The 20936-nt window shown below is 68.8% G+C and carries 17 protein-coding genes; 10 read left to right on the top strand and 7 right to left on the bottom strand.

Going from position 1 to position 20936, the window contains the following annotated elements; genetic code table 11:
- Positions 1–116: 116 nt before the first annotated feature.
- From QZM15_RS32255 to QZM15_RS32245, 3 genes are all read right to left on the bottom strand, one after another.
- Positions 117–3746, bottom strand: coding sequence for an ESPR-type extended signal peptide-containing protein (locus tag QZM15_RS32255; RefSeq protein WP_302107931.1), 3630 nt, complete (start codon positions 3744–3746; stop codon positions 117–119).
- A 200-nt stretch (positions 3747–3946) separates the two neighbouring features.
- Positions 3947–6943 (bottom strand): sensor histidine kinase, encoded by a 2997-nt coding sequence (locus tag QZM15_RS32250; RefSeq protein ID WP_302107930.1) that lies wholly within the window; start codon positions 6941–6943, stop codon positions 3947–3949.
- A 67-nt stretch (positions 6944–7010) separates the two neighbouring features.
- Entirely contained in the window at positions 7011–7823 is an 813-nt protein-coding gene (locus QZM15_RS32245) for a winged helix-turn-helix domain-containing protein (RefSeq protein WP_059638842.1), read from the bottom strand.
- Positions 7824–8268: 445 nt separating this feature from the next.
- On the opposite strand from QZM15_RS32245, the gene QZM15_RS32240 reads away from it, so the two are divergent.
- From QZM15_RS32240 to QZM15_RS32195, 10 genes are all read left to right on the top strand, one after another.
- Positions 8269–9711 carry a sensor histidine kinase gene (locus QZM15_RS32240; RefSeq protein WP_302107929.1) on the top strand — a complete coding sequence of 481 codons (1443 nt, stop codon included), beginning with the start codon at positions 8269–8271 and terminating at the stop codon, positions 9709–9711.
- A complete protein-coding gene (locus QZM15_RS32235) occupies positions 9708–10367 on the top strand; it encodes a response regulator transcription factor (RefSeq protein WP_302107928.1) in 660 nt (219 codons plus the stop codon). Before QZM15_RS32240 ends, QZM15_RS32235 begins: the two co-directional genes overlap by 4 nt.
- A 107-nt stretch (positions 10368–10474) precedes the next feature.
- Positions 10475–11191 (top strand): outer membrane protein, encoded by a 717-nt coding sequence (locus tag QZM15_RS32230; protein ID WP_302107927.1) that lies wholly within the window; start codon positions 10475–10477, stop codon positions 11189–11191.
- 181 nt (positions 11192–11372) lie between these two features.
- Positions 11373–12383, top strand: coding sequence for a serine protease (locus QZM15_RS32225; RefSeq protein WP_275905311.1), 1011 nt, complete (start codon positions 11373–11375; stop codon positions 12381–12383).
- Positions 12384–12496: 113 nt separating this feature from the next.
- On the top strand, positions 12497–12844 hold the full coding sequence (locus QZM15_RS32220) for a helix-turn-helix transcriptional regulator (protein WP_302107926.1): 348 nt from the start codon (positions 12497–12499) through the stop codon (positions 12842–12844).
- A 22-nt stretch (positions 12845–12866) separates the two neighbouring features.
- Positions 12867–13361 carry an arsenate reductase ArsC gene (locus tag QZM15_RS32215; RefSeq protein WP_302107925.1) on the top strand — a complete coding sequence of 165 codons (495 nt, stop codon included), beginning with the start codon at positions 12867–12869 and terminating at the stop codon, positions 13359–13361.
- A 63-nt stretch (positions 13362–13424) separates the two neighbouring features.
- Complete coding sequence (gene arsB, locus QZM15_RS32210) at positions 13425–14522, top strand: ACR3 family arsenite efflux transporter (RefSeq protein WP_302107924.1); 1098 nt, start codon at positions 13425–13427, stop codon at positions 14520–14522.
- Positions 14519–15241 (top strand): arsenical resistance protein ArsH, encoded by a 723-nt coding sequence (gene arsH, locus QZM15_RS32205; protein ID WP_302107923.1) that lies wholly within the window; start codon positions 14519–14521, stop codon positions 15239–15241. The genes arsB and arsH overlap by 4 nt, the downstream gene beginning before the upstream one ends.
- 220 nt (positions 15242–15461) lie before the next feature.
- Entirely contained in the window at positions 15462–15914 is a 453-nt protein-coding gene (gene arsN2, locus QZM15_RS32200) for an arsenic resistance N-acetyltransferase ArsN2 (RefSeq protein WP_367033699.1), read from the top strand.
- A gap of 148 nt (positions 15915–16062) precedes the next feature.
- Positions 16063–16725, top strand: a complete 663-nt coding sequence (locus tag QZM15_RS32195) for a MarC family protein (RefSeq protein ID WP_059576287.1) — start codon at positions 16063–16065, stop codon at positions 16723–16725.
- 54 nt (positions 16726–16779) lie between these two features.
- On the opposite strand, the gene QZM15_RS32190 is transcribed toward QZM15_RS32195, so the two are convergent.
- From QZM15_RS32190 to QZM15_RS32175, 4 genes are all read right to left on the bottom strand, one after another.
- On the bottom strand, positions 16780–17631 hold the full coding sequence (locus QZM15_RS32190; RefSeq protein WP_302107922.1) for an ion transporter: 852 nt from the start codon (positions 17629–17631) through the stop codon (positions 16780–16782).
- A 65-nt stretch (positions 17632–17696) separates the two neighbouring features.
- Positions 17697–18506 carry a TlpA disulfide reductase family protein gene (locus QZM15_RS32185; protein ID WP_302107921.1) on the bottom strand — a complete coding sequence of 270 codons (810 nt, stop codon included), beginning with the start codon at positions 18504–18506 and terminating at the stop codon, positions 17697–17699.
- 526 nt (positions 18507–19032) lie between these two features.
- Positions 19033–19944: a LysR family transcriptional regulator gene (locus QZM15_RS32180; protein WP_302107920.1), complete on the bottom strand. Its 912-nt coding sequence runs from the start codon at positions 19942–19944 to the stop codon at positions 19033–19035.
- Between the two features lie 75 nt (positions 19945–20019).
- Positions 20020–20724, bottom strand: coding sequence for a cysteine hydrolase family protein (locus tag QZM15_RS32175; protein ID WP_302107919.1), 705 nt, complete (start codon positions 20722–20724; stop codon positions 20020–20022).
- Positions 20725–20936 lie beyond the last annotated feature (212 nt).

Below are 20936 nucleotides of genomic sequence, written 5' to 3'. Positions count from 1 at the left end.
GTTGCGCCGACGGCCGGTGGCGGCTCGTGCGGAACCGTCACCGGCCGTCGGCCGAACGAGCGGGGGATCGCTCCCCCGCTTCGGGTCGAGGCTCCGCGCGACGCGGAGCCGTCCGGTCAGAACTCGTAGCCGACCTGCGCACGCACGCCTGCGTCGCCCGTCGACGTGACGGACACGGCGCCGTTCATCAGCCACTTGCCGTCGCGCGTCCGGTAGGTCGCGCCTGCCGCGATCGCCGAGCCGCTCTTGTAGTTCGCGGCGCCGGCCGCGACGACGGTCTTGCCCGGCTGCGACGGCGTCAGGTTCGGCATCGCCATCGCCGCCGCGACACCGGCGTACGCGTTCTTCGCGACGTCGTTGATCATCCGGTTCGTTTCGCCAAAACGCTGATCCAGCTGACGCACGTTCACGGCGTCGGTCGGTGCGGTGCCGTCCGCGACATTCGTGATCTGGCGTTCGTGACCGGCCGAGCCGACCGACACGCTGTTGTCGCGATCCGCCACGGAGCCCGCGCCGATCGCCACCGAACCGTTGCCGGTCGCTTTCGAACCCTGGCCGATGGCCGTGCTGTCCGAACCCGATGCGACCGAGCCTTGGCCGATGGCCGAGCTGTTCGAACCGCTGGCCGCCGAGCCCTGGCCGACCGCAGAGCCGTTGTTGCCCGACGCAACCGCGCCCTGGCCGACCGCCGTGCTGTTCTCGCCCGACGCAACCGAGCCATCGCCGACCACGAGCGAGCCGTCGCCGCCCGTGCCGCGGCCGACGTTGCCGTCGCTGCCGCCACCGCCGCCGCCCGAGCCGCCGCCGGATTCGAGGTTGCCGACGCGGCCGTCCAGTCGTGCGTATTCCTGCGCGAACCGCTCCTGAAGGTCGTGCAGCTGGCCGCCGTTCACGGCTTCCATGCTGCCGGCCGCGATCAGGCCCGGCGCGACGTTGAGCAGCTTCGTGCCGCCCGTGCCGCCGAAGGTCACGCTGCCGAGCGAGATGTCGTCATACGTGACGGCCGCGATTTCCTTGCCCGTGTAGTCGATGAGGCCGGTGGCCTTCAACTGCGCGATCGTCACCGCATCGTCGTCGTTCACGCCGTTCGCGACGCCCGACAGCTTGCGCGCGCCGGCCGTGCCGATGAAGCTCACCGCCGCGCCGTCGGTGTTCGCGCCGACCGTGATGTTCGCGCCAGGGCCCGCCTGCTGGACGAGGCCGACCGTGCCGTTGCCAATCTGGTCGGCCAGCGACGCGACCGCGCCTTCGTTGACGGTGACGCGACCATCGAGGTTCGTCACCGCGTCGCCGACCGAGTGAACCGTGGTCGTGCCGCCGCTGCCGTCACCGACCGTGAAGCTCGGCGCGGAGATCGAGCCGTCGGCGTTCACGGTGGAACCGCCGCCGATGGCCGATGCGACGCTGTCCGACACGCCGTGCAGTTGCGAGCCGTTCACCGCGTCCTTGCTCGCTGCCGTGACCGCGCCTGCGTCGACGCCGGTCAGCTTGCGCGCGCCGGCCGTGCCGGTGAAGTCGACGGCCGCGCCATCGGTGTTCGCGCCAACCGTGATGTTTGCGCCCGCGCCGGCTTGCTGGACGAGGCCGACCGTACCGCTACCGATCTGGCTGGCCAGGTCGGCGATGTCGCCCGTGTTGCGTGCGATGTTGCCTTCGTTGGTGGTGACGCGACCGTCGAGGTTCGTGATCGCACCGCCGACCGACGTGACCGTGGTCGTGCCGCCGCTGCCGTCGCCGAGTGTGAAGCTCGGTGCCGAGATCGAACCGTCGGCGTTCACGGTCGAGCCGCCGCCGATGGCCGATGCCACGCTGCTCGACACGCCGTGCAGTTGCGAGCCGTTCACTGCGTCCTTGCTGGTGGCCGTGACCGCGCCTGCTTCGACGCCGGTCAGCTTGCGGGCGCCTGCCGTGCCGGTGAAGTCGACGGCCGCGCCGTCGGTGCTCGCGCCGACCGTGATGTTCGCGCCCGGGCCGGCCTGCTGGACGAGGCCGACCGTGCCGTTCGAGAGACCGTCGAGCCGGGTGTTGATCGTCGTGATGTTGCCGTCGAGTGCGCCGAGCGCACCGCCGACCGTCGTTTGCGTGCCGCCGTTGGCGAGCGTGTACCTCGGGCCGGTCACGGCACCCGTCGTGGGGTTGATGGTGGCGCCGCCGCCGAGTGCGGTCACGACGGGCTGAAGCTGGCTCACGTTCACAGCGTCGGTCGCTTGCGTACCGGCTGCGACGTTCGTAACCTGGCGTTCAAGTCCCGACGAACCGACGGACACGGAATTGTCGCGATCGGCAAGGGACCAAGTCCCGAGCGCAACCGAATTGTTGCCGCTTGCCAACGCACCGCGCCCCAGCACGGAGGTGTTCGCTCCGGTAGCCGCGGCCCCTACGCCAACCGCGACCGCGTTGTTGCCGGTTGCGCGCGAGAGCGTACCGATGGCTACCGCATTCGCCGCACTGGCCGTCGTATTGCCGCCGAGCGCGACAGCCGATTGGCCCGTGGCGCTTGCGTTCGCGCCGACGGCGGTCGCACTGTCACCGGCGCTGGCGGCCACGTCGGCCGCATACGTGCCGGTGCGAATGTCGACATACTTGTCGGCCGCCGTGATCGCGGCGTTCATCTGCTCCACGTTGACCGCATCCGTACCCGCCGTGCCGGCCGCGACGTTCGTGATCTGACGCTGTTGCGTGGCCGAGCCGACGGAAACGGTGTTGTCGCGATCCGCGACGGAATCCATGCCGAGCGCGACCGAGCGGTCCCCCTGCGCATTGGCACGGAAACCGATGCCGACCGCCCCCAGGCCGCTTGCGGCACCGCTCTGGCCGAGCACGGTCGCGTTGTCGCCCGTTGCCCGGGCGTTTCCGCCGATCGCGGTGGTATTGATCGCGCTGCCGGAGGCCGTATTGCCGATCGCCACGCTGTTGTTGTTCGTGGTCGCGGCCTGGCTGCCGATTGCAACCGAACCCGTGCCGGTGGCCGTGGCGTTCGGGCCCGTTGCGACCGAGCCCGCACCCGCCGCAGCACTGCTGTTCCCGATGGCCACGCCTGAACCGCCGCCCATTGCGCTCGCGTTGGCGCCTACGACCGTCGCGCCGGAGCCGGAATGGCGCGTGCTTGTCCCGATCACGATCGAGCCGGTGCCGCCGGCCGATGCGCTATTGCCGATCGCGATCGAACCCGTGGCGCCGGTTACGCCGGCGTCGGATACATTGGCGCGAGTACCGATTGCAATGGCGTTCGTCGGCGGGGCGGTGAGCGTCGATACCGTTGCGCCGTCGCCCACGGCCAGGTTGCTGTTGCCCACGACGCGCGACGATGCGCCGAGCGCCATCGAATGAAGCCCGTCCGCCGAGGTGCCCGAACCGATTGCCACGGAACTGGATCCGCTGGATGTCACCGACTGGCCCATCGCAACGGCGTTGGCACCCGTAGCGGCCGCCACGGGTCCGGTGCTATTGACCTTGATGTAGTCGTCGGTGAGCGTCGCCGTCGTGCCGATCGCATCCGTGCCGATCGTGCGCGAAGCCGTGACCTTGCACACGCCGGCCGCATCGAGCGAACCGCCTTTCCCGTCCTCGGTCGTGCACGCGTCGGCCGCGAACGCGCCGCCGATCGATGCGCTGCCCAGCGCGAGGACTGCCAAGGCCTGGCGTGCCGCGCGCGCCGAGCCCTTCGAGCGCGAGCGCGCCGTTTCGGCCACGGCCGTCCACGTGCCCGTCGCCGTGTTCCAGATGTTGCGATACGTCTTGTTCATTGACCCACTCCTTTCAGTTCGTCAGGTTGATGAGTCCATGGTATGGATCGGCCTCGTCCGAATCTGTCGTCCAAAACCTATTCGAGATGCGATGTTTGTAGGGCGTGTCCTACACGCGTGAACGCACGAACGGGCCGCCGCGACGGGTGGCCGTGAAAGGAGCCGAGAGGGAAGGAAAGACAGTCGCGGACGGCGGCCGATCAGGCTTGCGGCGCTTGCGCCGCGCGCCGCCGGAGCGTGTCGCGCGCGAGGCGCTCGGTGCGGTCGACCAGCGGGTCGAGCACGGCCGGATCGCCGGCCTGCACGGCATCCTGCATGTCGCGCACCGCGTCGGCCACCGCATGCTCGTGGATCGTCGCGAACGCGCCGCGCAGCGAATGCAGCTCCGCCCGCAGCGCGGGCACGTCGCCGCGCGCGAGTGCATCGCGAATCGCCGCGAGCGAACGCTCGAGCGTGTCGCCGAACAGTTCGTGCACGTCCGGCGGCAACGGGCCTTCGGCCAGATCGACCAGCGCGTTTTGCGCGGGCCGGCTTGCGGCCGCACCCTTCGCGAAGCGCCGCACGGTGCGGTCGATCATGTCGAGCAGCACCGGTTTCACCAGCACCGCGACGATCCCGGCTTCCGCGCAGCGCGCATGCTCGGCCGCGCTCGCATGCGCGGTGACCGCGACCACCGGCAGGCCCGGATACTGCGCGCGCAGCACGCGGGCCAGCGTATAGCCGTCCATGCCCGGCATGTTCAGGTCGGTCATCACGAGGTCGTAGCGCGTATCGGTACAGCACCGCAGCGCGGCCGCGCCTTCCTCGGCCGCGTCCGCCGCATAGCCGAGCGTGACGAGCTGCCCCTGCAGCAACTTGCGGTTCACCGGATGATCGTCGACCACCAGCACGCGCGCGGCGACGGCCGGCAACGCGGCATCGTCGGCGCGCGCCGCGTCCTGCGCGGCGATCTGCTCGCTCGTCGCCGCCCGCAGCGGCAGCGTGACGACGAACGTGCTGCCGTGGCCGGCTTCGCTCTTCACGTCGATCGCGCCGTGCATCATCTGCGCGAGCTGCTTCGTCAGCGCGAGCCCGAGGCCCGTGCCGCCATAGCGCCGCGTGATCGACGTATCGGCCTGCGTGAACGGGCGGAACAGCGTCGCGCGCTGTTCGTCGGTCATCCCGATGCCCGTGTCGCTGACGCCGATCGCGATCGGCGACGCGGGATCGGCGTCGTCGCGCAGGTACACCTCCAGCGTGATCTCGCCGTGGTTCGTGAACTTGATCGCGTTGCCGACGAGGTTCGCGGCGATCTGCCGGATGCGCGTCGGATCGCCGAGATAGCGCGGCGCCAGCGCATCGTCGACGAACACGTCGAATTGCAGCCCCTTCGCGGCGGCCAGCGGCTCGAACATCGCGCCGGTCTGCCGGATGGTGTCGGCGAGATCGAACGGAATCGCCTCGATCGTCATCTGGCCGGCCTCGATCTTCGACAGGTCGAGGATGTCGTTGATCAGGTCGAGCAGCACCGACGACGCGCCCTCGACCGTATGCAGCCGCTCGCGCTGCGTGTCCGCCAGCGGCTCGCGCCCGATCAGTTCGAGATTGCCGAGGATCGCGTTCAGCGGCGTGCGGATCTCGTGGCTCATCGTCGCGAGGAACGCGGATTTCGCGTTGTTCGCCGCGTCGGCCGCCTGCCGCGCGTGGTCGAGCGCGCGTTCGACGTTCTTCTGCGACGTGATGTCGGAGAAGTTGCACAGCACGACGTCCGCGTCGCGGTAGCGCGTGCGCACGAGATTGACGAGCAGATCGACCGCGTTGCCGTCGGCGGTGGGCAGCGACACATGCAGGCCCGACTGCCACGCGCCGGTATCGGCCGAGCGGTCGAAGCGCTCGAGCAGCCGCGCCGGCAGCGACGGCCCGCCCGCGCGGCGCGCGTCGTAGTCGCGCATCGTGTCGTTCTGCAGCAGCACCGCGCCGTCCGCGAGCGACAGCAGCGCGATGCCGGACGGCGCGGCCTCGACGATCGTGCGGTTCAGGTTCTCGCTGTCGATCACGCGGCGGCGGCGCGCTTCGTCCGGCTTCAGCACGCGGCGGTCGAAACGCACCAGCAGCCACCAGACGAGCGCGATCGCGGCGAGCATGATCGCCGCGTAGCCGCCCGCGCGCGCGCCGATCGCCGCGAGCAGCGAGCGCAGCGAGAACGCCTGCACGAGCGTCCAGCCGGTGTCGGGAATCGGCTGGCTCAGCGCGAACAGGCCGTCGCTGTAAGCGGCGCGCATGCCGTTGCCGCCCGTCGGGCGCGTGCGTGCCGCGAGACGCTGGAGTGCCGCGACCGTCGCCGCGTCGTGCTCGGCGGCGCCGACGCGCAGCAGCGTGTCGCCGTGCGCATTCGCGATGATGGCCGCGTTGGTCGGGACGTCGGTCGTGAGCCGCGCGCGCAGCACGTCCACAGGCAGCGTCGAGACGAGCACTTCGAGCGGCACCCCTTTGTCGTAGGCGGCGCCGACGATCCGGAACACGTCGCGGCGCTGCACGGGGTCGTAGGCCGGCGCATGCCACACGAACCGGCGCGGCGCGGGCGTATCGAGATCGGCGGCGACCCGGGCCAGCAGCGCCGACGCCGGAGCGGGCGCCGGTTCGGCCGGGGCCGTGCCCGGTTCCGGGCTCGGGATCACCATCGCGAAGCGGCGGTCGGGGCTGTACGCGTACCCGGCCACGGGCCGGCCGGCGTCCTGCTTCGCGACGTACGCGCCGACCCGGTAGCTCATGTCGCTCGCCATCGCGAGATAGCGCGCATAGGACGCGGCCGGCCGCTCGGGCGACAGGTCGGCGAGCACGAGCATCGACGGGAATCGCGGGTTGTCGCGCAGTTCGAGCCGCCCGTTTCCGGCGGCCAGCGCGGCGACGGCGGCCGGATCGGCCGCGCGCGTGTGCCACACGCTTTCGTCGTGGGTGGTGAGCATGTCCATGCCCGTCGTGCGCAGCTTGAATTCGAACTGGACGAGAAAATGCCGCACGCCGAACCCCGTATAGCGCTCCTGGATCGCTTCCCTCGCCATCGTGTACAGCATCAGTCCGCTGGCGAGCAGGATCGCGACGGTCACGGCGGCGCCGCCGGCATACAGCAGCGCGCGCTGGCGGCGGCCGGCCGGCGTGGGATCGGCGGACGGGCCGGCGGCGAGGCGGGATCGATCGGGTGCGGCGCGGTGGTCCATCGGGGCGGGGCGGTCGGCCAAGGTGCCCCCATGATAATGGAGTCCGATCGGTACGCAACGCTGCCCGTCAGGGTTGCGCGGCGCGCGTGCCGTCGGCCCGGCGCGGGTCCGGCCCGGGCGGTTCGTCCGGCTCGCACGTGACGAGCCGGTACCCGAAGCCGTACATCGTCATCATTCGCACGCCGTGCCGCCCGTCGAGTTCGAGCCGGTCGCGCAGATACGCGACGTGCGTGTCGAGCCGCCGGCTTTGCGACGCGACGAGCGAGCCCCACACGAGCTGGCTCACGTGCGCGCGATCGAGCGCGCGGCCCATGTTCAGGAAGAACGCGGTCGCGATCTGGAAGTGCTTCTCGGTCAGCACGTGCTCGCGGCCGGCGACGGTCACGCTGCGCGCGGCCGTATCGAACTCGAACTGTCCGATCCGCCAGTGGCGATGATGGATCGCACGGTGATGGGACCAGCGCAGCCACGTCGCGATGCTGCCGATCAGCGCGTCGGGCGACGCGGCGTAGGGCAGATGCTCGTTCGCACCGGCCACGAAACACGCCGATTGCGCGAGATCCGCATCGCGCTGGCTGATCGACACGATCGCCACGGTGTCGGCGAAACGCGCGCGCAGCGCGCGGATCGCGTCCGTCGTGCGGCGGCAGGCCGTTTCGCATTGCACGATGAAGAGATCGAACGCGCGCGTGTCGCAGGCCGCGAGCAGATCGGTCAGATATTCGAAGCGCAACGGCCGGTAGCCGGCGCGACGCAGGATGTCGTCGATGCGCAGCCGATCGTAGCCATGGCCCGCGCGGCGCAGCCGGTCGTCGAACATGCCGCGGCTCGGATGGTCGATCGTCAGGATCGCGATCGCGGTCGAAGGGGCGTCGGTCACGGTGCGAGCGGGCGAAGCCGGTGCGGCGCGGTGGCGGCGTGCGTTCGCGACCGGAGGGAAAGAAGCGGGATCATGGCCGGAAGGCTCCGGGCAGGGAGTGGCGTGATGCCGTCCAAAAAAAGTCCCGCCGGAGAAGGCGGGAAAAGTATCGACTATGGAGCCTGATCTCCTGGAGACGGAGAACAAGCAGGCCGATTGTGGTCGTTTCGGAGTCTGAAGAGAATCAGTCCAGTCCGAAACTGCGCGCCGCTGCCACGGAAAGCGCATGTTTGGGACCGGTCTGACAGGAAACATAACGGCATTCGGACCACAGGCCATGCGGAGTTGCCGACAATGGAGCGCATCGCGTGCGGCGTCGCGACGGCTTCTCCGCGTTCGCTGCATCGCGCGGGCCGTGCGCCGCGCTGCGTGCCATCCGTCATCCGTTGCCGAATCCTCGTTGCCCATGAAACCTTCCGTCCGACTCGTCGCGCTGCTGGCGTGGCTCGCGCTCAGCCTGACCGGCACCGCGTTCGTCGTGTCGCGCGCCGTCGCCGACGCGTACAACCGCTTCTTCCAGGATTCGAGCATCACCATCCGTCTGCTCGCGCAGAAGGCCGCGCAGCACGAGGCGATCCTCGCGACGCTCGGCGCGTCGTCGCTGGCCGCGCCGCCGGCGCACATGCTCGACAGCCTGCGCGAGCGGATGCCGCAGGTCGACGGGCTCGCGTACTGGCGCGCCGGCGCGGGCTGGCAAACCGACGGCGGACCGGCGCCGGCCGAGCCGCCGCGGCCGACGCCCGGCAAACCGTTCGCGATGGTGTTCGACGGCGCCGCCGCGTACTGGCTCGTGGCGAATTCCGGCTGGGCCGTGCGTGTCGATCCGCGCCAGATGATTCCGGCGGGCGACTGGTCGTCGGCGATTTCGTCGGCGGCGCTGGCGGTGCGCGATCGCCGTATCGACTTGCTGTCGCGTGCTTCCGGCAGCCCACTGCCCGGCTGGACGGTGCGTCTGGAGAAGCGCTTGCCCGCGCAGCCGCAGGCATTCGTGCTGCACACCACGCGCACGCTGACGGCCGCCGATCTGCCGTGGCTGCCGATCGCGTTGTGGAACGCGGTGGCCGCGCTGCTCGTCGCGGGTGCGCTCGTCGCGTGGCGGCTGCGCGAGGCGCGGCGCCGCGAGGATGCCCGCGCGCGGCTCGACCGCTTCGGCCGGCTCGATACCTTCGGCGAAATGGCCGCCGGCCTCGCGCACGAGCTGAACCAGCCGCTCGCGGCGATCGTCAGCCACGTGCGTGCGGCCGAACGCCTGCTCGATCAACCCGACGAGCGCGACAGCGTGCGGCGAGCGCTGCAGACGAGCGTCGCGCAGGCGAAGCGCGCGGCCGCGATCCTGGAGCGCATGCGCGAAGCGGTCACCACCGCGCATGGCGGCGAGCGCCGCGCGCTCGATCCCGATGCGATCATGCACACGCTGCTGTTCCTGTACCGCGACGAATGCGCGCGCGAGCACGTCGCGCTCGGCTGGCACAACGCGGCGCCGCGCGAGCGGCCGTTCGCCGAGCCGATCGCGATCGAGCAGATCCTGCACAACCTGATCCGGAACGCGCGCGATGCGCTGGCCGGTACCGGGGCCGGCACGTCGCGCGGCGAGATCCGCGTGAGCGGCGCGCGCGTCGGCCGGCATTACCGCTTCAGCGTCGTCGACAACGGCCCCGGCGTGCCGGAAGACGCGCTGCCGCGCCTGTTCGAACCGTTCTTCACGACGCGTGCGCGCGGGCTCGGCCTCGGGCTGCCGCTGTGCGACACGCTCGCGCAGCGCCAGGACGGCACGCTGACGGTGCGCAACCTGCCGTCGGGCGGTGTCGAGGCCGTGCTGTCGTTGCCGCTGGCAGAGGAGGCCGCATGAATGGTTCGCCTTATTCGGCGCCCGCCGCAGCGGTCGTCGCGATCGTCGACGACGACGAAGCCGTGCGCGACGGGCTTGCATTGCTGCTGCGCACGGTGGGCGTGCCGACGCGCTGCTATCCGGACGCGCCGGCGTTTCTTGCCGATGCGGACGACCCGGCGCTCGGCTGCGTGCTGCTCGACATCCGGATGCCGGGGATGAGCGGGCTCGACGCGCTCGACGCACTGCGTGCGCGACGCGACCTGCCGGTGATCGTGATGACGGGCCACGGCAACGTCGATGCGTGCCGGCGCGCGTTCAAGCGCGGCGCGCTCGATTTCCTGCGCAAGCCGGCGGACGACGACGAGCTGATCGATACGGTTCAGCAGGCGCTGCGCCGGCAGGCGGCACAACGCGGGCAGGACGATGCGTGCCAGACGCGCGCGGCCCGTATCGCGACGCTGAGCGCGCGCGAACGGGAAGTGCTCGACGGCATCGTGCGCGGCTGGAGCAACAAGGAGATCGCGCGCGTGCTCGGGCTGTCGCCGCGCACCGTCGAGACCTATCGCGCGAACGTGTTCGACAAGCTGCGGGCCGCGTCGCTCGTCGAACTCGTGCGCGATTACGCGGCGCTCGCAGGCTCGGCGCTTCCATCGCATCGCATGGCGCCTCCGTAGCGCTACGGAGGCGCAACCCGTAGCCGAACGGGTTCAACGATCGCGGCGCGATTCCTACGATGGGGGCTTCTCCGACCAGTCATCCATCGTCAAGGATTCGATTCATCATGATCAAGCGCTTTGCCGTGCCTTCCACGCTGGCCCTGCTGTTCTCGGGCGCCGCTTTTGCCGATACCGTCGCCGCGCCGGAAACGAGAAAGGCCGCCGAACTCGACGACGCCGGCTACTACGCGACGGGCCGCGTCATCGGCGCGTTCGACAACGCGGTGAACATGGAGCTGACGAGCCCGCGCGTCACGAGCCGCGTCGGCGGCCCGGAGACGGGCTCGAACGTCACCGGCTCGCTCGGCCTCGGCTACCAGTTCGGCAACGGCTGGCGCGCGGAAGGCGAATACGTGTTCAAGCGCACCAACAACTTCACCAGCTACTGGGCGCCGTTCGACGCGAACGCGAACGAATTCCACGTGTCGGCGCAGCGCCTGATGCTGAACGGCTACAAGGACTTCGATCTCGGCCGCGGCTTCTCCGTGTACGGCACGCTCGGCATCGGCGTCGCGATCGTGTCGGCCGACGGCTGGCAGACCAACGACACGCGCCGCTTCGCGTCGAAGACGCAGACCAATCTCGCGTATTCGGCCGGCGCGGGCGTGAGCTATGCGATCAACAAGCGCTTCTCGATCGACCTCGGGTATCGCTATGTCGACATGGGCAACGTCGAGACCGGCTTCAACACGTTCGCGAACCGCATCAACGCGCGCGACGAACAACTGAAGTCGAAGCTGTCGTCGAACGAGGTGTTCATCGGCTTGCGCGGCCGGTTCTAAGTGCCGTCCGCCGGGCCGGCCGCGGATCGGTAGGACCAGGCCGACTACGGTCCGGATCGAAGGTAACGCAGTCCGATTTACCGAAACCGGCGCGACGGCGATACTCGGGGTCATTCGTTCAACTACGGGAGCACGGATTGCCGCGGCGGATGTCGCGCAATGCGTCGTCGACATCATGAGCATGCAGGACATCACCGGCCATTACGCGATTCCGCTCGCGCATCCGTTCTCGGATGTGCCGCCGCCGTACGGCCGGCGGCGCCGGCCGTTCGTGGCGAGCCGGCGGCCGAAACCGAACGTGTTCGACCTGAAGGGCACGCGCCGCGCGGCGATGCCCGCGGCCGGGCAAGCCGATATGGTTGTTCACGCAACGAAGTCGCGCAAAGCCGAGAAGGCGGTGCGTGCGGAGGATTTCGGCTCGGATAACCGGGCATGGGTCCGGCCGCACCCGCTGCGCCGCCACTGGCGGCTCACGCTGATGGCGTGCGCGCTGTTCGGCGCGACGTGCGTTTTCGCGACGCATTTCGTCGATGAACGTCAGCATGCGGCGGAGCATGGCGCCGTCTATTCGGCGGCGATCCTGGCGGCGCCGACGGCGGCCGTTGCCGCGACGCAGGTGGCGCAGGCGACCGGCAGGGCGGCCGAAGTGGCGATCGTGCCGGCCGATCGTGCGACGGCCGCGGACGGCGAGGTTGCCCGTCCGGCGGCTGTCGCGGTGGAAGCGGCGGAAGCGGCATCCGCGGCATCGCGTGCGCTGCATGCCGGCCGCGCGCCGTCGGGCGATGCGCCGGTGGCCGTGGCGATGGCGATCGCATCGGATGCCGTCGTGGCGCAAGCCGCGGCGCCGGATGCCGAACCCGCATCGCCGGTCACCGCGAAGCCGGTTGCTGCCGCCGCGCGTTCGGCGGCGAAGCCTGCCGCCATGTCGCGCGGCAAAAAGGCGCCGGACGCGGCGTCGAATGCGCCGGCGGCCCCGCCATCTCGTGGTGCGGCAACGCATGCGCAACGGGCCGCACACGCGGCAGGCGAGCCGGCGGGCACTCCCGCATCGAGTTCGGCCGAGGCCGTCGGCATGACCGCCGCCGAATTCGCGCAATGGCTTGCCACGACGCGTGACGTGTCGCGGCCGGCAGCGGGCGACACCGATCTCACGGTCGCGTTGCCGAGTCACACGCGGCTGATCGGGCGCTGACGGCGCACGTCGCGCGCGGGCACGGCGCGCGTCGTCTTGGGGGCAGACCATTCCGGCGACGCCATGGTTCGGCGTCGCTTTCCTGGTTTCCATATTTCGATTAGTATCGAACAATGGAAACGAACCAGACCGTTGCCGCCCTTGCGGCGCTCGCGCATGAATCCCGGCTTGCCGTCTTTCGCGCGCTCGTGCAGGCCGGGCCGCAAGGCATGCCGGCCGGCTGGATCGCGACGCTGCTCGACGTGCCGCCATCGTCGCTGTCCTTTCACCTGAAGGAGCTCGCGCATGCGCAGCTCGTCACCAGCCGCCAGGAAGGCCGCTTCGTCTTCTACTGCGCGAACTTCGACACGATGAACGGGCTGCTGGGCTATCTCACGGAGAACTGTTGCGGCGGGAATCCGTGTTCGCCGGTTTCCGTCTGTTCGCCGTCGGCAAAGAGCAACCGCAACCGGCAATCCTGAAGCGCATTCGCGTGCCCCGCCCATGACCACGAACGTCCTGATCCTCTGTACCCACAACTCGGCACGCAGCGTGCTGGCCGAGGGCATGCTCAATCACTGGGCCGCGAAGCTCGGCAAGGATGTGCGTGCCTACAGCGCCGGCAGCGCGCCGAGCGGTCGCCTCAATCCGTTCGCGCTGGAAGCGCTGACGAACGCCGGCGTCGACGTGGCCGGATACCGCAGCAAGAGCTGGGACGAGTTCGTTGGCGACGGCGTGCCGGAAATGCGCGTCGTCATCACCGTGTGCGACGGCGCGGCGGCGGAAACCTGTCCGTACTGGCCCGGCAGCCCGGTCAAAGTCCATTGGGGTTACGCCGATCCGTCGAATGCGACGGGCGGTGACGAAGGCAAGCGCCGCGCGTTCGAACTCACGCGTCAGGCGATCGGCTATCGCATGCTGCAGTTGCTGGCGCTGCCGCTGGAACGCATGAGCCATGCCGAACTCCAGACGGCGTTGACCGCGATCTCGCAAACCTGATCATTTGCGCGGCGGTCTGCCGAAACGCGCGAGCGCCAACGACTTCGAGGCTGAACCTGTCCGATGAACACATCCAACGTCGCCCCGCCGGGCAAGGCTGTCGCAAAGCCTTCCATCAACTTCTTCGAACGCTACCTGACGATCTGGGTCGCGCTGTGCATCGTCGCCGGCATCGCGCTCGGCCAGGTGCTGCCCGACCTGTTCCAGCGGATCGGCCGGATGGCGTACGCGCAGGTCAATCTCCCGGTCGGGCTGCTGATCTGGGTGATGATCGTCCCGATGCTGGTCAAGGTCGACTTCGGCGCGCTGCACGAGGTGCGTCGGCATGTGAGAGGCATCGGCGTCACGCTCGTCGTGAACTGGCTCGTCAAGCCGTTCTCGATGGCGTTTCTCGGCTGGCTGTTCATCCGCCATCTGTTCGCGCCGATGCTGCCGGCCGACCAGCTCGACAGCTACATCGCGGGCCTGATCCTGCTGGCCGCGGCGCCGTGCACGGCGATGGTGTTCGTCTGGAGCCGGCTGACGGGCGGCGATCCGCTGTTCACGCTGTCGCAGGTCGCGCTGAACGACAGCATCATGGTGATCGCGTTCGCGCCGCTGGTCGGCCTGCTGCTGGGGATGTCGGCCATCACGGTGCCGTGGGCGACGCTGCTCACGTCGGTCGTGCTCTACATCGTGATTCCGGTGATCTTCGCGCAGCTGTGGCGCAAGATGCTGCTCGCGAAGGGGCAGGCGGCGTTCGACGCCGCCATGGCGAAGGCCGGCCCGTGGTCGATCGCCGCGCTGCTGGCCACGCTCGTGCTGCTGTTCGCGTTTCAGGGCGAAGCGATCCTGCGGCAGCCGCTCGTGATCGCGCTGCTCGCGGTGCCGATCCTGCTTCAGGTGTTCTTCAATTCGGCGCTCGCGTACTGGCTCAATCGCGCGGTGGGCGAGAAGCACAGCGTGGCCTGCCCGTCGGCGCTGATCGGCGCATCCAACTTTTTCGAGCTGGCGGTCGCGGCCGCGATCAGCCTGTTCGGTTTTCAATCCGGCGCGGCGCTGGCCACCGTCGTCGGCGTGCTGATCGAGGTGCCGACGATGCTGCTGGTCGTGCGTATCGTCAACCGGTCGAAGGGCTGGTACGAGTGCCGGGCCCGAGATCACGAGAGAACCGCCCCATGACCGACTCCCTGAAAGACCTGCCGCAACTCGACGCCACGCTGTTTCACGTGCCGGACGTCGCGCACCTGCGGCCCGCGGCGCCATCGACTCATTCGCCGAGGTTCCTGCTTCTGTACGGCTCGCTGCGTGAGCGTTCGTTCAGCCGTCTGCTGACCGAGGAAGCCGCGCGGTTGCTCACGGCGATGGGCGCCGAGGTGCGCATGTTCAATCCGAGCGGATTGCCGCTGCCGGACGATGCGCCGGAGAGCCACCCGAAAGTGGTCGAGCTGCGCGAGCACGTGATGTGGTCGGAAGGCATGGTGTGGTGCTCGCCGGAACGGCACGGCGCGATGACCGGCATCATGAAAGCGCAGATCGACTGGATTCCGCTGTCGACGGGCGCCGTGCGGCCGACGCAGGGCAAGACGCTCGCGGTGATGCAGGTGAGCGGCGGCTCGCAGTCGTTCAACGCGGTGAACCAGATGCGCGTGCTCGGGCGCTGGATGCGCATGCTGACCATCCCGAACCAGTCGTCGGTGGCCAAGGCGTTCACGGAGTTCGACGAAGCGGGGCGGATGAAGCCGTCCGCGTATTTCGATCGCGTGGTGGACGTGATGGAGGAACTGGTGAAGTTCACGCTGCTCACGCGCGACGTCGGCCCCTATCTGGTCGACCGGTACAGCGAGCGCAAGGAAAGCGCGGAGGAGCTGTCGAAGCGCGTCAATCAAGCGCGTATCTAGGGTCTGTTGACATACGGAACGCGACGCCCCGAATACTCGACGTATCGCCAAGGCGCACAACGCGGCGAGCGGGCATTCGCATGTGCATTCCGCATGTAAATGTAAACAGATTGCCATTGAATGGACACCCGGGCGCATCGCGCGCATTCCGGCGCGGCGCGTCGGATTTGCGCGAGTGTGCTGGATTCGGGGAATGTCACGGCAAACCGGGAGTGGAACCATGGTGTTTCTTCGTCAAGCGACCGAATCCGATCTGACCGCGATCGACGCGCTGCTTCGTGCCAGCGGTTTGCCGACTGCGGGCGTTGCCGTACATCTGCCGCATTTCGTCGTTGCCGACGCGGCGGCCGGCATCGTGGGGTGTGGTGGAATCGAGCTCCACGGACGCCATGCGCTCATTCGTTCGATCGCTGTCGTCGAACACGCGCGTCGCGCCGGCGTCGGGCGGATGCTGGTGGCTCGCCTGCTCGCGGAATGCCGCGCGCGTGCCGTCCAGTCGGTCGCGCTGCTGACCACGACGGCGGAAGACTACTTCGTCACGCAAGGCTTCGTCCGTATCGCCCGCGAGGCGGTGCCCGCGCCGTTGCTGGCGTCCAGCCAGTTTCAGGGCGTCTGTCCGGGGTCGGCCGTCGCGATGCTGATGATCTGCGACGCAAAAATCGGACGTGGCTGATTTCCTTCCCGGTTCATATTCCCGACAATTCAGGTTCTGCGGCCCGGCACACCCCCGTGTGCCGGATCATGGAGATATCTCCTCTTCGCGGCTGGTCTTCCCGACTGGCCGCTTTTTTATTCCTGTTCGTTACCGGAGAGTACGATCGATGCAGCTCGACCGTCTGATCCCTGAAATCCTGTTCGGCTTCACCGGCCTGATCGGCATCATCAATCCGGTCGGTATGGCATTCGTGTTTCTCGAGCGCACGCAATCGCTGACCGAAGCCGAGCGCGCGATTCTGTCGAAACGGCTCGCGACGAACGTCTTCGCCACGCTGCTCGTGATTTTCTTCGCCGGCGCGCCGGTGCTGAATTTCTTCGGAATATCGATGGAGGCGCTGCGGATCGGTGGCGGCTTCGCGGTGGCCGTGGCCGGCTGGTCGATGCTGAACGCGCCGGACGTACCGGCCGGCGGCGACGCCGCCGCGCACGGCGACGACCTGCACAAGCTGATGTCGCGCGCGTTCTTTCCGCTGACCGTGCCGCTGACGATCGGCCCGGGCTCGATCGCGGCCGGCATCGCACTGCATGCGAACCGCGCGCATACGGCGAGCGACTATCTGTTGTCGGGGGTCGTATCGGCGGCGGTCGCGGCGCTCGTCGCGTTCGCGATCTGGCAGATCTACAGCCGCGCGACGACGCTCGCGCGCTATCTCGGCAGCGAAGGGACGAAGGTCGCGATGCGCGTTTCCGCATTCCTGCTGCTGTGCGTGGGCGTGCAGATCATGCTGACGGGAGTGGCCGCGTTCGTGCAGACGCTGGGCGGCTAGACGCGGTGAAGGGGCGTCGTCGTGGCCGGCTTTCGAGGCCGGCGGCAATGTCGGCTACGTGTCGTTTCGATGCGCATCCGCGCGCCCGCGCGGTGCCGCATCGGTTTCCCCATGCGACGGGAGCGCGGCGCCGCAATGCGGGCAACAGGATATGTCGCCCTTGCCGGCCCGCTTGTGCTCCAGCGCCGACGCGACCAGCTCCGCGCCCATGATCCCGGTCGGGAACGCGATGATCCCGTAGCCCAGCAGGATCGCGCACGACGTGATCAACCGGCCGAGCGGCGTGACGGGCGTCAGGTCGCCGTATCCGGTCGTGCTCATCGTCACGGCCGCCCAGTAGACGCCCACCGGAATGCTCGTGATTCCGTGCTCCGGCCCTTCCACGAGAAAGATCACGGTGCCGAGAATCACGACGAGCACGAACATCCCGCCGATGAACACGAAGATCTTGCGCCGCGCACGCGTGAGCGCGCGGATCAACATCTGCCCTTCCTCGAGATAGATCGACAGCCCGAGGATGCGGAACACGCGCAGCAGCCGCAGCAGCCGCACGTCGATCAGCGCGTGCAGGCCCGGGAAGAAGAACGCGAGATAGGTCGGCAGCACCGACACGAGATCGACGATGCCGAAGAAGCTGCGCGCATATGCGGCCGGCTTCTTCGCGGTGCAGAGGCGCAGCAGGTACTCGGCGGAAAACAGCAGCGTGAACGCCCATTCGGCCGCGTAGAGCGCGTGGCCGTATTGCTGGTGCAACTCCTGCACGCTGTCGGCCATCACGACGAGCACGCTCGCGACGATCAGCGCGAGCACGGCGATGTCGAGCTTGCGCAGGAACGAAGGGCGGCGCGCGACGTGCGCGACCGCATCGCGCGCCGTATCGAAGGCGGACTGGATCAGCGAAATCATGGGCCCGAGTGTACGGGCCGCGTATCGCCCGGCCTATCGGACAGGTCTGATTCCTGCGTTGCGGGCTACTGCCCGAAGCGTTGCGTAACGGTGTCCTTCAACCGCGCGGCGGTCAGCTCGCCCATGTGCGATTCCACGAGTTGGCCTTTCGCGTCGAAGAACAACGTGGTCGGCAGCCCGCGCGAGCCATACGCATGCATTGCGTGCAGCGAAGGATCGAGCAGCACGTGATCGAAGCGCAGGTGCTGCTGTTCGAGGAAAGCGCGCACCGCTTGCGCGCTTTCTCCCTGGTTGAGCATCAGCACCGTGATGCCCGGATGGTCACGCTGCGCCTGTGCGAGGATCGGCATCTCGCGGCGGCACGGCGCGCACCAGGTCGCCCACAGGTTCACGACGACCGGCTTGCCGACGAAGCCCGCCGGCAACACGGGCGTCGAATCGAGCGCCTGGAGCGGCATCGCGGCAAGCGGCGGCGCGCCGCGCTGCAACGTCGCGAGCGTGCCTTGCGCGATACCCCACGCACCGAGGCCCGCGACGATGCCGGCGAGCACCGGCCGACGCAGCGCGGGCAGACGGCGCAGGCGCCAGCCGGCGAACACCAGCGCGGCCGCGATACCGATGCGCGCGTCGAAGCCGCCGTCGCCGAGCGCGACGATCGCGCGCGGCGTCGCCGCATAATCCGGCCACCATTGCGCGACGTAACCGACCCGAGCGGCGATCAGCCCGAGCAGCAGCACGTCGAGGATCAGGCTCGACGCGCTCTTGTGATGCCCGTCCGGCGGACGGCGCTGGATGAAGCGCGCGACGAGCCACGCCAGCAGCGCGGCGACGGCTACCGCGACGACGCGGATCGAGAAGGGACCGATGCTCAGCATGAGGCAGGAAGAATGATGGACGTGATCGAGCGGGGCTGAAAGGCGGATGGCCGCCGCGGCGATCGAGCCGTCGGCGGTCGTGCGGCGTTTCGACCGGTTGCCGCGGATGGGGTTCCTTTCCGGAACGTAACGGCGTGTTGCGGAAAGCGACAGGCGCCAGGCGGGGTAGCCCGGGATTGCATGCCGTTCACGCCGGCGTGCAGCGAATCAGACGGGGCCGATGGTCAGCAGCGTGCCGTTCATCAACAATATGCATGCCGGTCTGGTGTGGTGTCCGCCGGTATCCCGCACAGGGATCTCTCCTTGACGGCCGCTCCGCTCGCGAGCGGCCGCTTTTTTTAGCGTCGTGCGTGCACGCGTGAATGCCTTGTGGCGGTCGGTGGGCGCGGCCGCACCCCGGTGTATATCGGCTGGTTTAACGGAATAGGAACGCTGCCAGATGCGAGCACAGGGCATTCACGCGTTCGCGACATGACGCCCGTCTCGGCTGCCCGGGCGCAACCGCGGGCGGCGGTCGATCGCTTGCTCACTGGCCGTCGCCGCCGGCATGCGTGCCGTAAAGCGCGGCGACGAAGTCGACAAACGCACGCACCTTCGGCGGCACGTGCCGGGATTTCGGATACAGCGCGTAGTAGCGGCGCTTCGCCAGCGTATGGCCGGGCAGGATCGGGACGAGCCGCCCGTGCGCGATGTCGTTGCTTACCGTGTGGTGCGTGAAGGCGCCGATGCCGAGGCCGCCGAGCGCGGCCGCATGCAACGCGGTGATCGCGTCGATGCGCAGCGGGCCGTCGAGCCGCACCGTGACCGGTGCGCCGCTCGGCGGTGCGACGCGCCAACTGATCCGGTCGTCGCCGCCGCTGTAGGCGAGCAGATCGTGTTTCGCCAGTTCAGCGGGTGTGCGCGGCAGGCCGCGGCGCGCGACATAGTCCGGCGCCGCGACGAGAATTTCGTCGGAGATCGCCAGGGTTTTCGCGACGAGATCGGAGTCCGGCAGTTCGCCGCTGATGCGCAGCGCGACGTCGAACCCTTCGCCGATCAGATTGACGAAGCGGTCGCTGCACGACACGTCGAGGCGAATGTCGGGGTAGGCGGTGCGGAACGCGGGCAGCCATGCCGGCATTTCCAGCGTGCCGACCGACAGCGGCATGCTGACGCGCAACACGCCCGACGGCTGGCCCGGCGTATCGGTCACGTCTTCCGCCGCCGCCGCGACGCGCTCGAGAATCTCGACGCACGCGTCGTAATAGCGCTCGCCGGCGGGTGTCAGCGAGAAATGGCGCGTGTTGCGGTTGACGAGCTGCACGCCCAGGCTGGCTTCGAGCAGCTTCAACTGGCGCGATACGGTCGAATGGGTCGTGTCGAGGCGATCGGCCGCGGCCGAGAATCCTTTTGCTTCGACGAGGCTCCGATAGACGCGCATCGCGAGCAGTTGATCCATGTCGGGCTCCGGTTCGCGGAAGAAACGATGATCGGGCCGCCGCACCCGCTTCGGCGGGTGCGGTGCGGCGAACGATCAGCGCAGCGGCAGGGCGAGGATGTCGGCCGTCGTCTTCACGTCGCCGAACGTATCCTCGATCTCGGCGAGCGCGGCGCGGTGCAGCGTGTCCTTGTCGATCGACTGGCCGTTCGCGCGTGCGATGGCGCGCGTCGCAGAGGCGTCCGATGCTACCACGACGCCGTAGCCGAGCGGCGCGGCATCCCGGGCGGCGCCGGCGACGCATGCGTGCGTCATCAGGCCCGCGATCACCAGCGTCTTGATACCGTCCGCCTTCAGGCGCTTGTCGATATCGGTGCTCGCGAACACGCTGACCGTTTCCTTCCGCACGACCACGTCCTGCGTGCGCGGCTTCATTTCCGGAATGAACTCGACGGTCTTGCCGCCGAGTGCGAACAACGCCGAGCCTGCCGGCGCGACGTGCTGGACCTGGTAGACGCGCATGCCGTTGCGGTCCGCGAAGTCGATCAGGCGTTTCGCGTTGGCCATCGCCTGTTGGACGTCGGCGATCGGCATCCTGCCGTTCAGGTATTCGTTCTGGAAATCGATGACGACGAGCGCGGTCGTCTTCGGGTCGAGATGGTCGATCGGTTGCGCGCCGGCCATCGCGCGAATCGTCGGCGTGGCGGGCAGGCTGGATGCGGCCTCGGCGGTCGGCAGCATGGTGGCGGCCGACGCGAGGACGGCGTAGCGGGCGAGGTTGCGGATCGAGAATGCAAACATGACGGGGCTCCTGTGGAAATGTCGAGTGCCTCGAACTATAGGGACGTCGCCGCGAATACGCGCCACCGCCGGGAAAACATCACCTGTGCGGACGGCGAACGAATCGCGCGGGACCGCGGCCTGGCGATGCGTTGTGCGAATGACAGGCCCTTGGTCTGTCCGTCGGTGCGTCATGCAAGGATAAAAAACGGGCGCGCATCGATCACTCGGTC

The organism is Burkholderia sp. AU44665, assembly GCF_030504405.1.
Taxonomy (GTDB): Bacteria; Pseudomonadota; Gammaproteobacteria; order Burkholderiales; family Burkholderiaceae; genus Burkholderia; species Burkholderia semiarida.
Note: the sequence above shows the minus strand (reverse complement) of the source record. Positions and strands in the feature narration are given on the sequence as shown.

What these genes read in the sequence shown, in the direction of transcription:
- arsH (WP_302107923.1), top strand. Translation starts at nt 14,519, where the DNA reads ATGACCGACTCCCTGAAAGACCTGCCGCAACTCGACGCCACGCTGTTT.
- QZM15_RS32220 (WP_302107926.1), top strand. Translation starts at nt 12,497, where the DNA reads ATGGAAACGAACCAGACCGTTGCCGCCCTTGCGGCGCTCGCGCATGAA.
- QZM15_RS32240 (WP_302107929.1), top strand. Translation starts at nt 8,269, where the DNA reads ATGAAACCTTCCGTCCGACTCGTCGCGCTGCTGGCGTGGCTCGCGCTC.
- QZM15_RS32190 (WP_302107922.1), bottom strand. Translation starts at nt 17,631, where the DNA reads ATGATTTCGCTGATCCAGTCCGCCTTCGATACGGCGCGCGATGCGGTC.
- QZM15_RS32180 (WP_302107920.1), bottom strand. Translation starts at nt 19,944, where the DNA reads ATGGATCAACTGCTCGCGATGCGCGTCTATCGGAGCCTCGTCGAAGCA.
- QZM15_RS32175 (WP_302107919.1), bottom strand. Translation starts at nt 20,724, where the DNA reads ATGTTTGCATTCTCGATCCGCAACCTCGCCCGCTACGCCGTCCTCGCG.
- QZM15_RS32250 (WP_302107930.1), bottom strand. Translation starts at nt 6,943, where the DNA reads ATGGACCACCGCGCCGCACCCGATCGATCCCGCCTCGCCGCCGGCCCG.
- QZM15_RS32215 (WP_302107925.1), top strand. Translation starts at nt 12,867, where the DNA reads ATGACCACGAACGTCCTGATCCTCTGTACCCACAACTCGGCACGCAGC.
- QZM15_RS32195 (WP_059576287.1), top strand. Translation starts at nt 16,063, where the DNA reads ATGCAGCTCGACCGTCTGATCCCTGAAATCCTGTTCGGCTTCACCGGC.
- arsB (WP_302107924.1), top strand. Translation starts at nt 13,425, where the DNA reads ATGAACACATCCAACGTCGCCCCGCCGGGCAAGGCTGTCGCAAAGCCT.
- QZM15_RS32235 (WP_302107928.1), top strand. Translation starts at nt 9,708, where the DNA reads ATGAATGGTTCGCCTTATTCGGCGCCCGCCGCAGCGGTCGTCGCGATC.
- QZM15_RS32255 (WP_302107931.1), bottom strand. Translation starts at nt 3,746, where the DNA reads ATGAACAAGACGTATCGCAACATCTGGAACACGGCGACGGGCACGTGG.
- QZM15_RS32225 (WP_275905311.1), top strand. Translation starts at nt 11,373, where the DNA reads ATGCAGGACATCACCGGCCATTACGCGATTCCGCTCGCGCATCCGTTC.
- QZM15_RS32185 (WP_302107921.1), bottom strand. Translation starts at nt 18,506, where the DNA reads ATGCTGAGCATCGGTCCCTTCTCGATCCGCGTCGTCGCGGTAGCCGTC.
- arsN2 (WP_367033699.1), top strand. Translation starts at nt 15,462, where the DNA reads ATGGTGTTTCTTCGTCAAGCGACCGAATCCGATCTGACCGCGATCGAC.
- QZM15_RS32230 (WP_302107927.1), top strand. Translation starts at nt 10,475, where the DNA reads ATGATCAAGCGCTTTGCCGTGCCTTCCACGCTGGCCCTGCTGTTCTCG.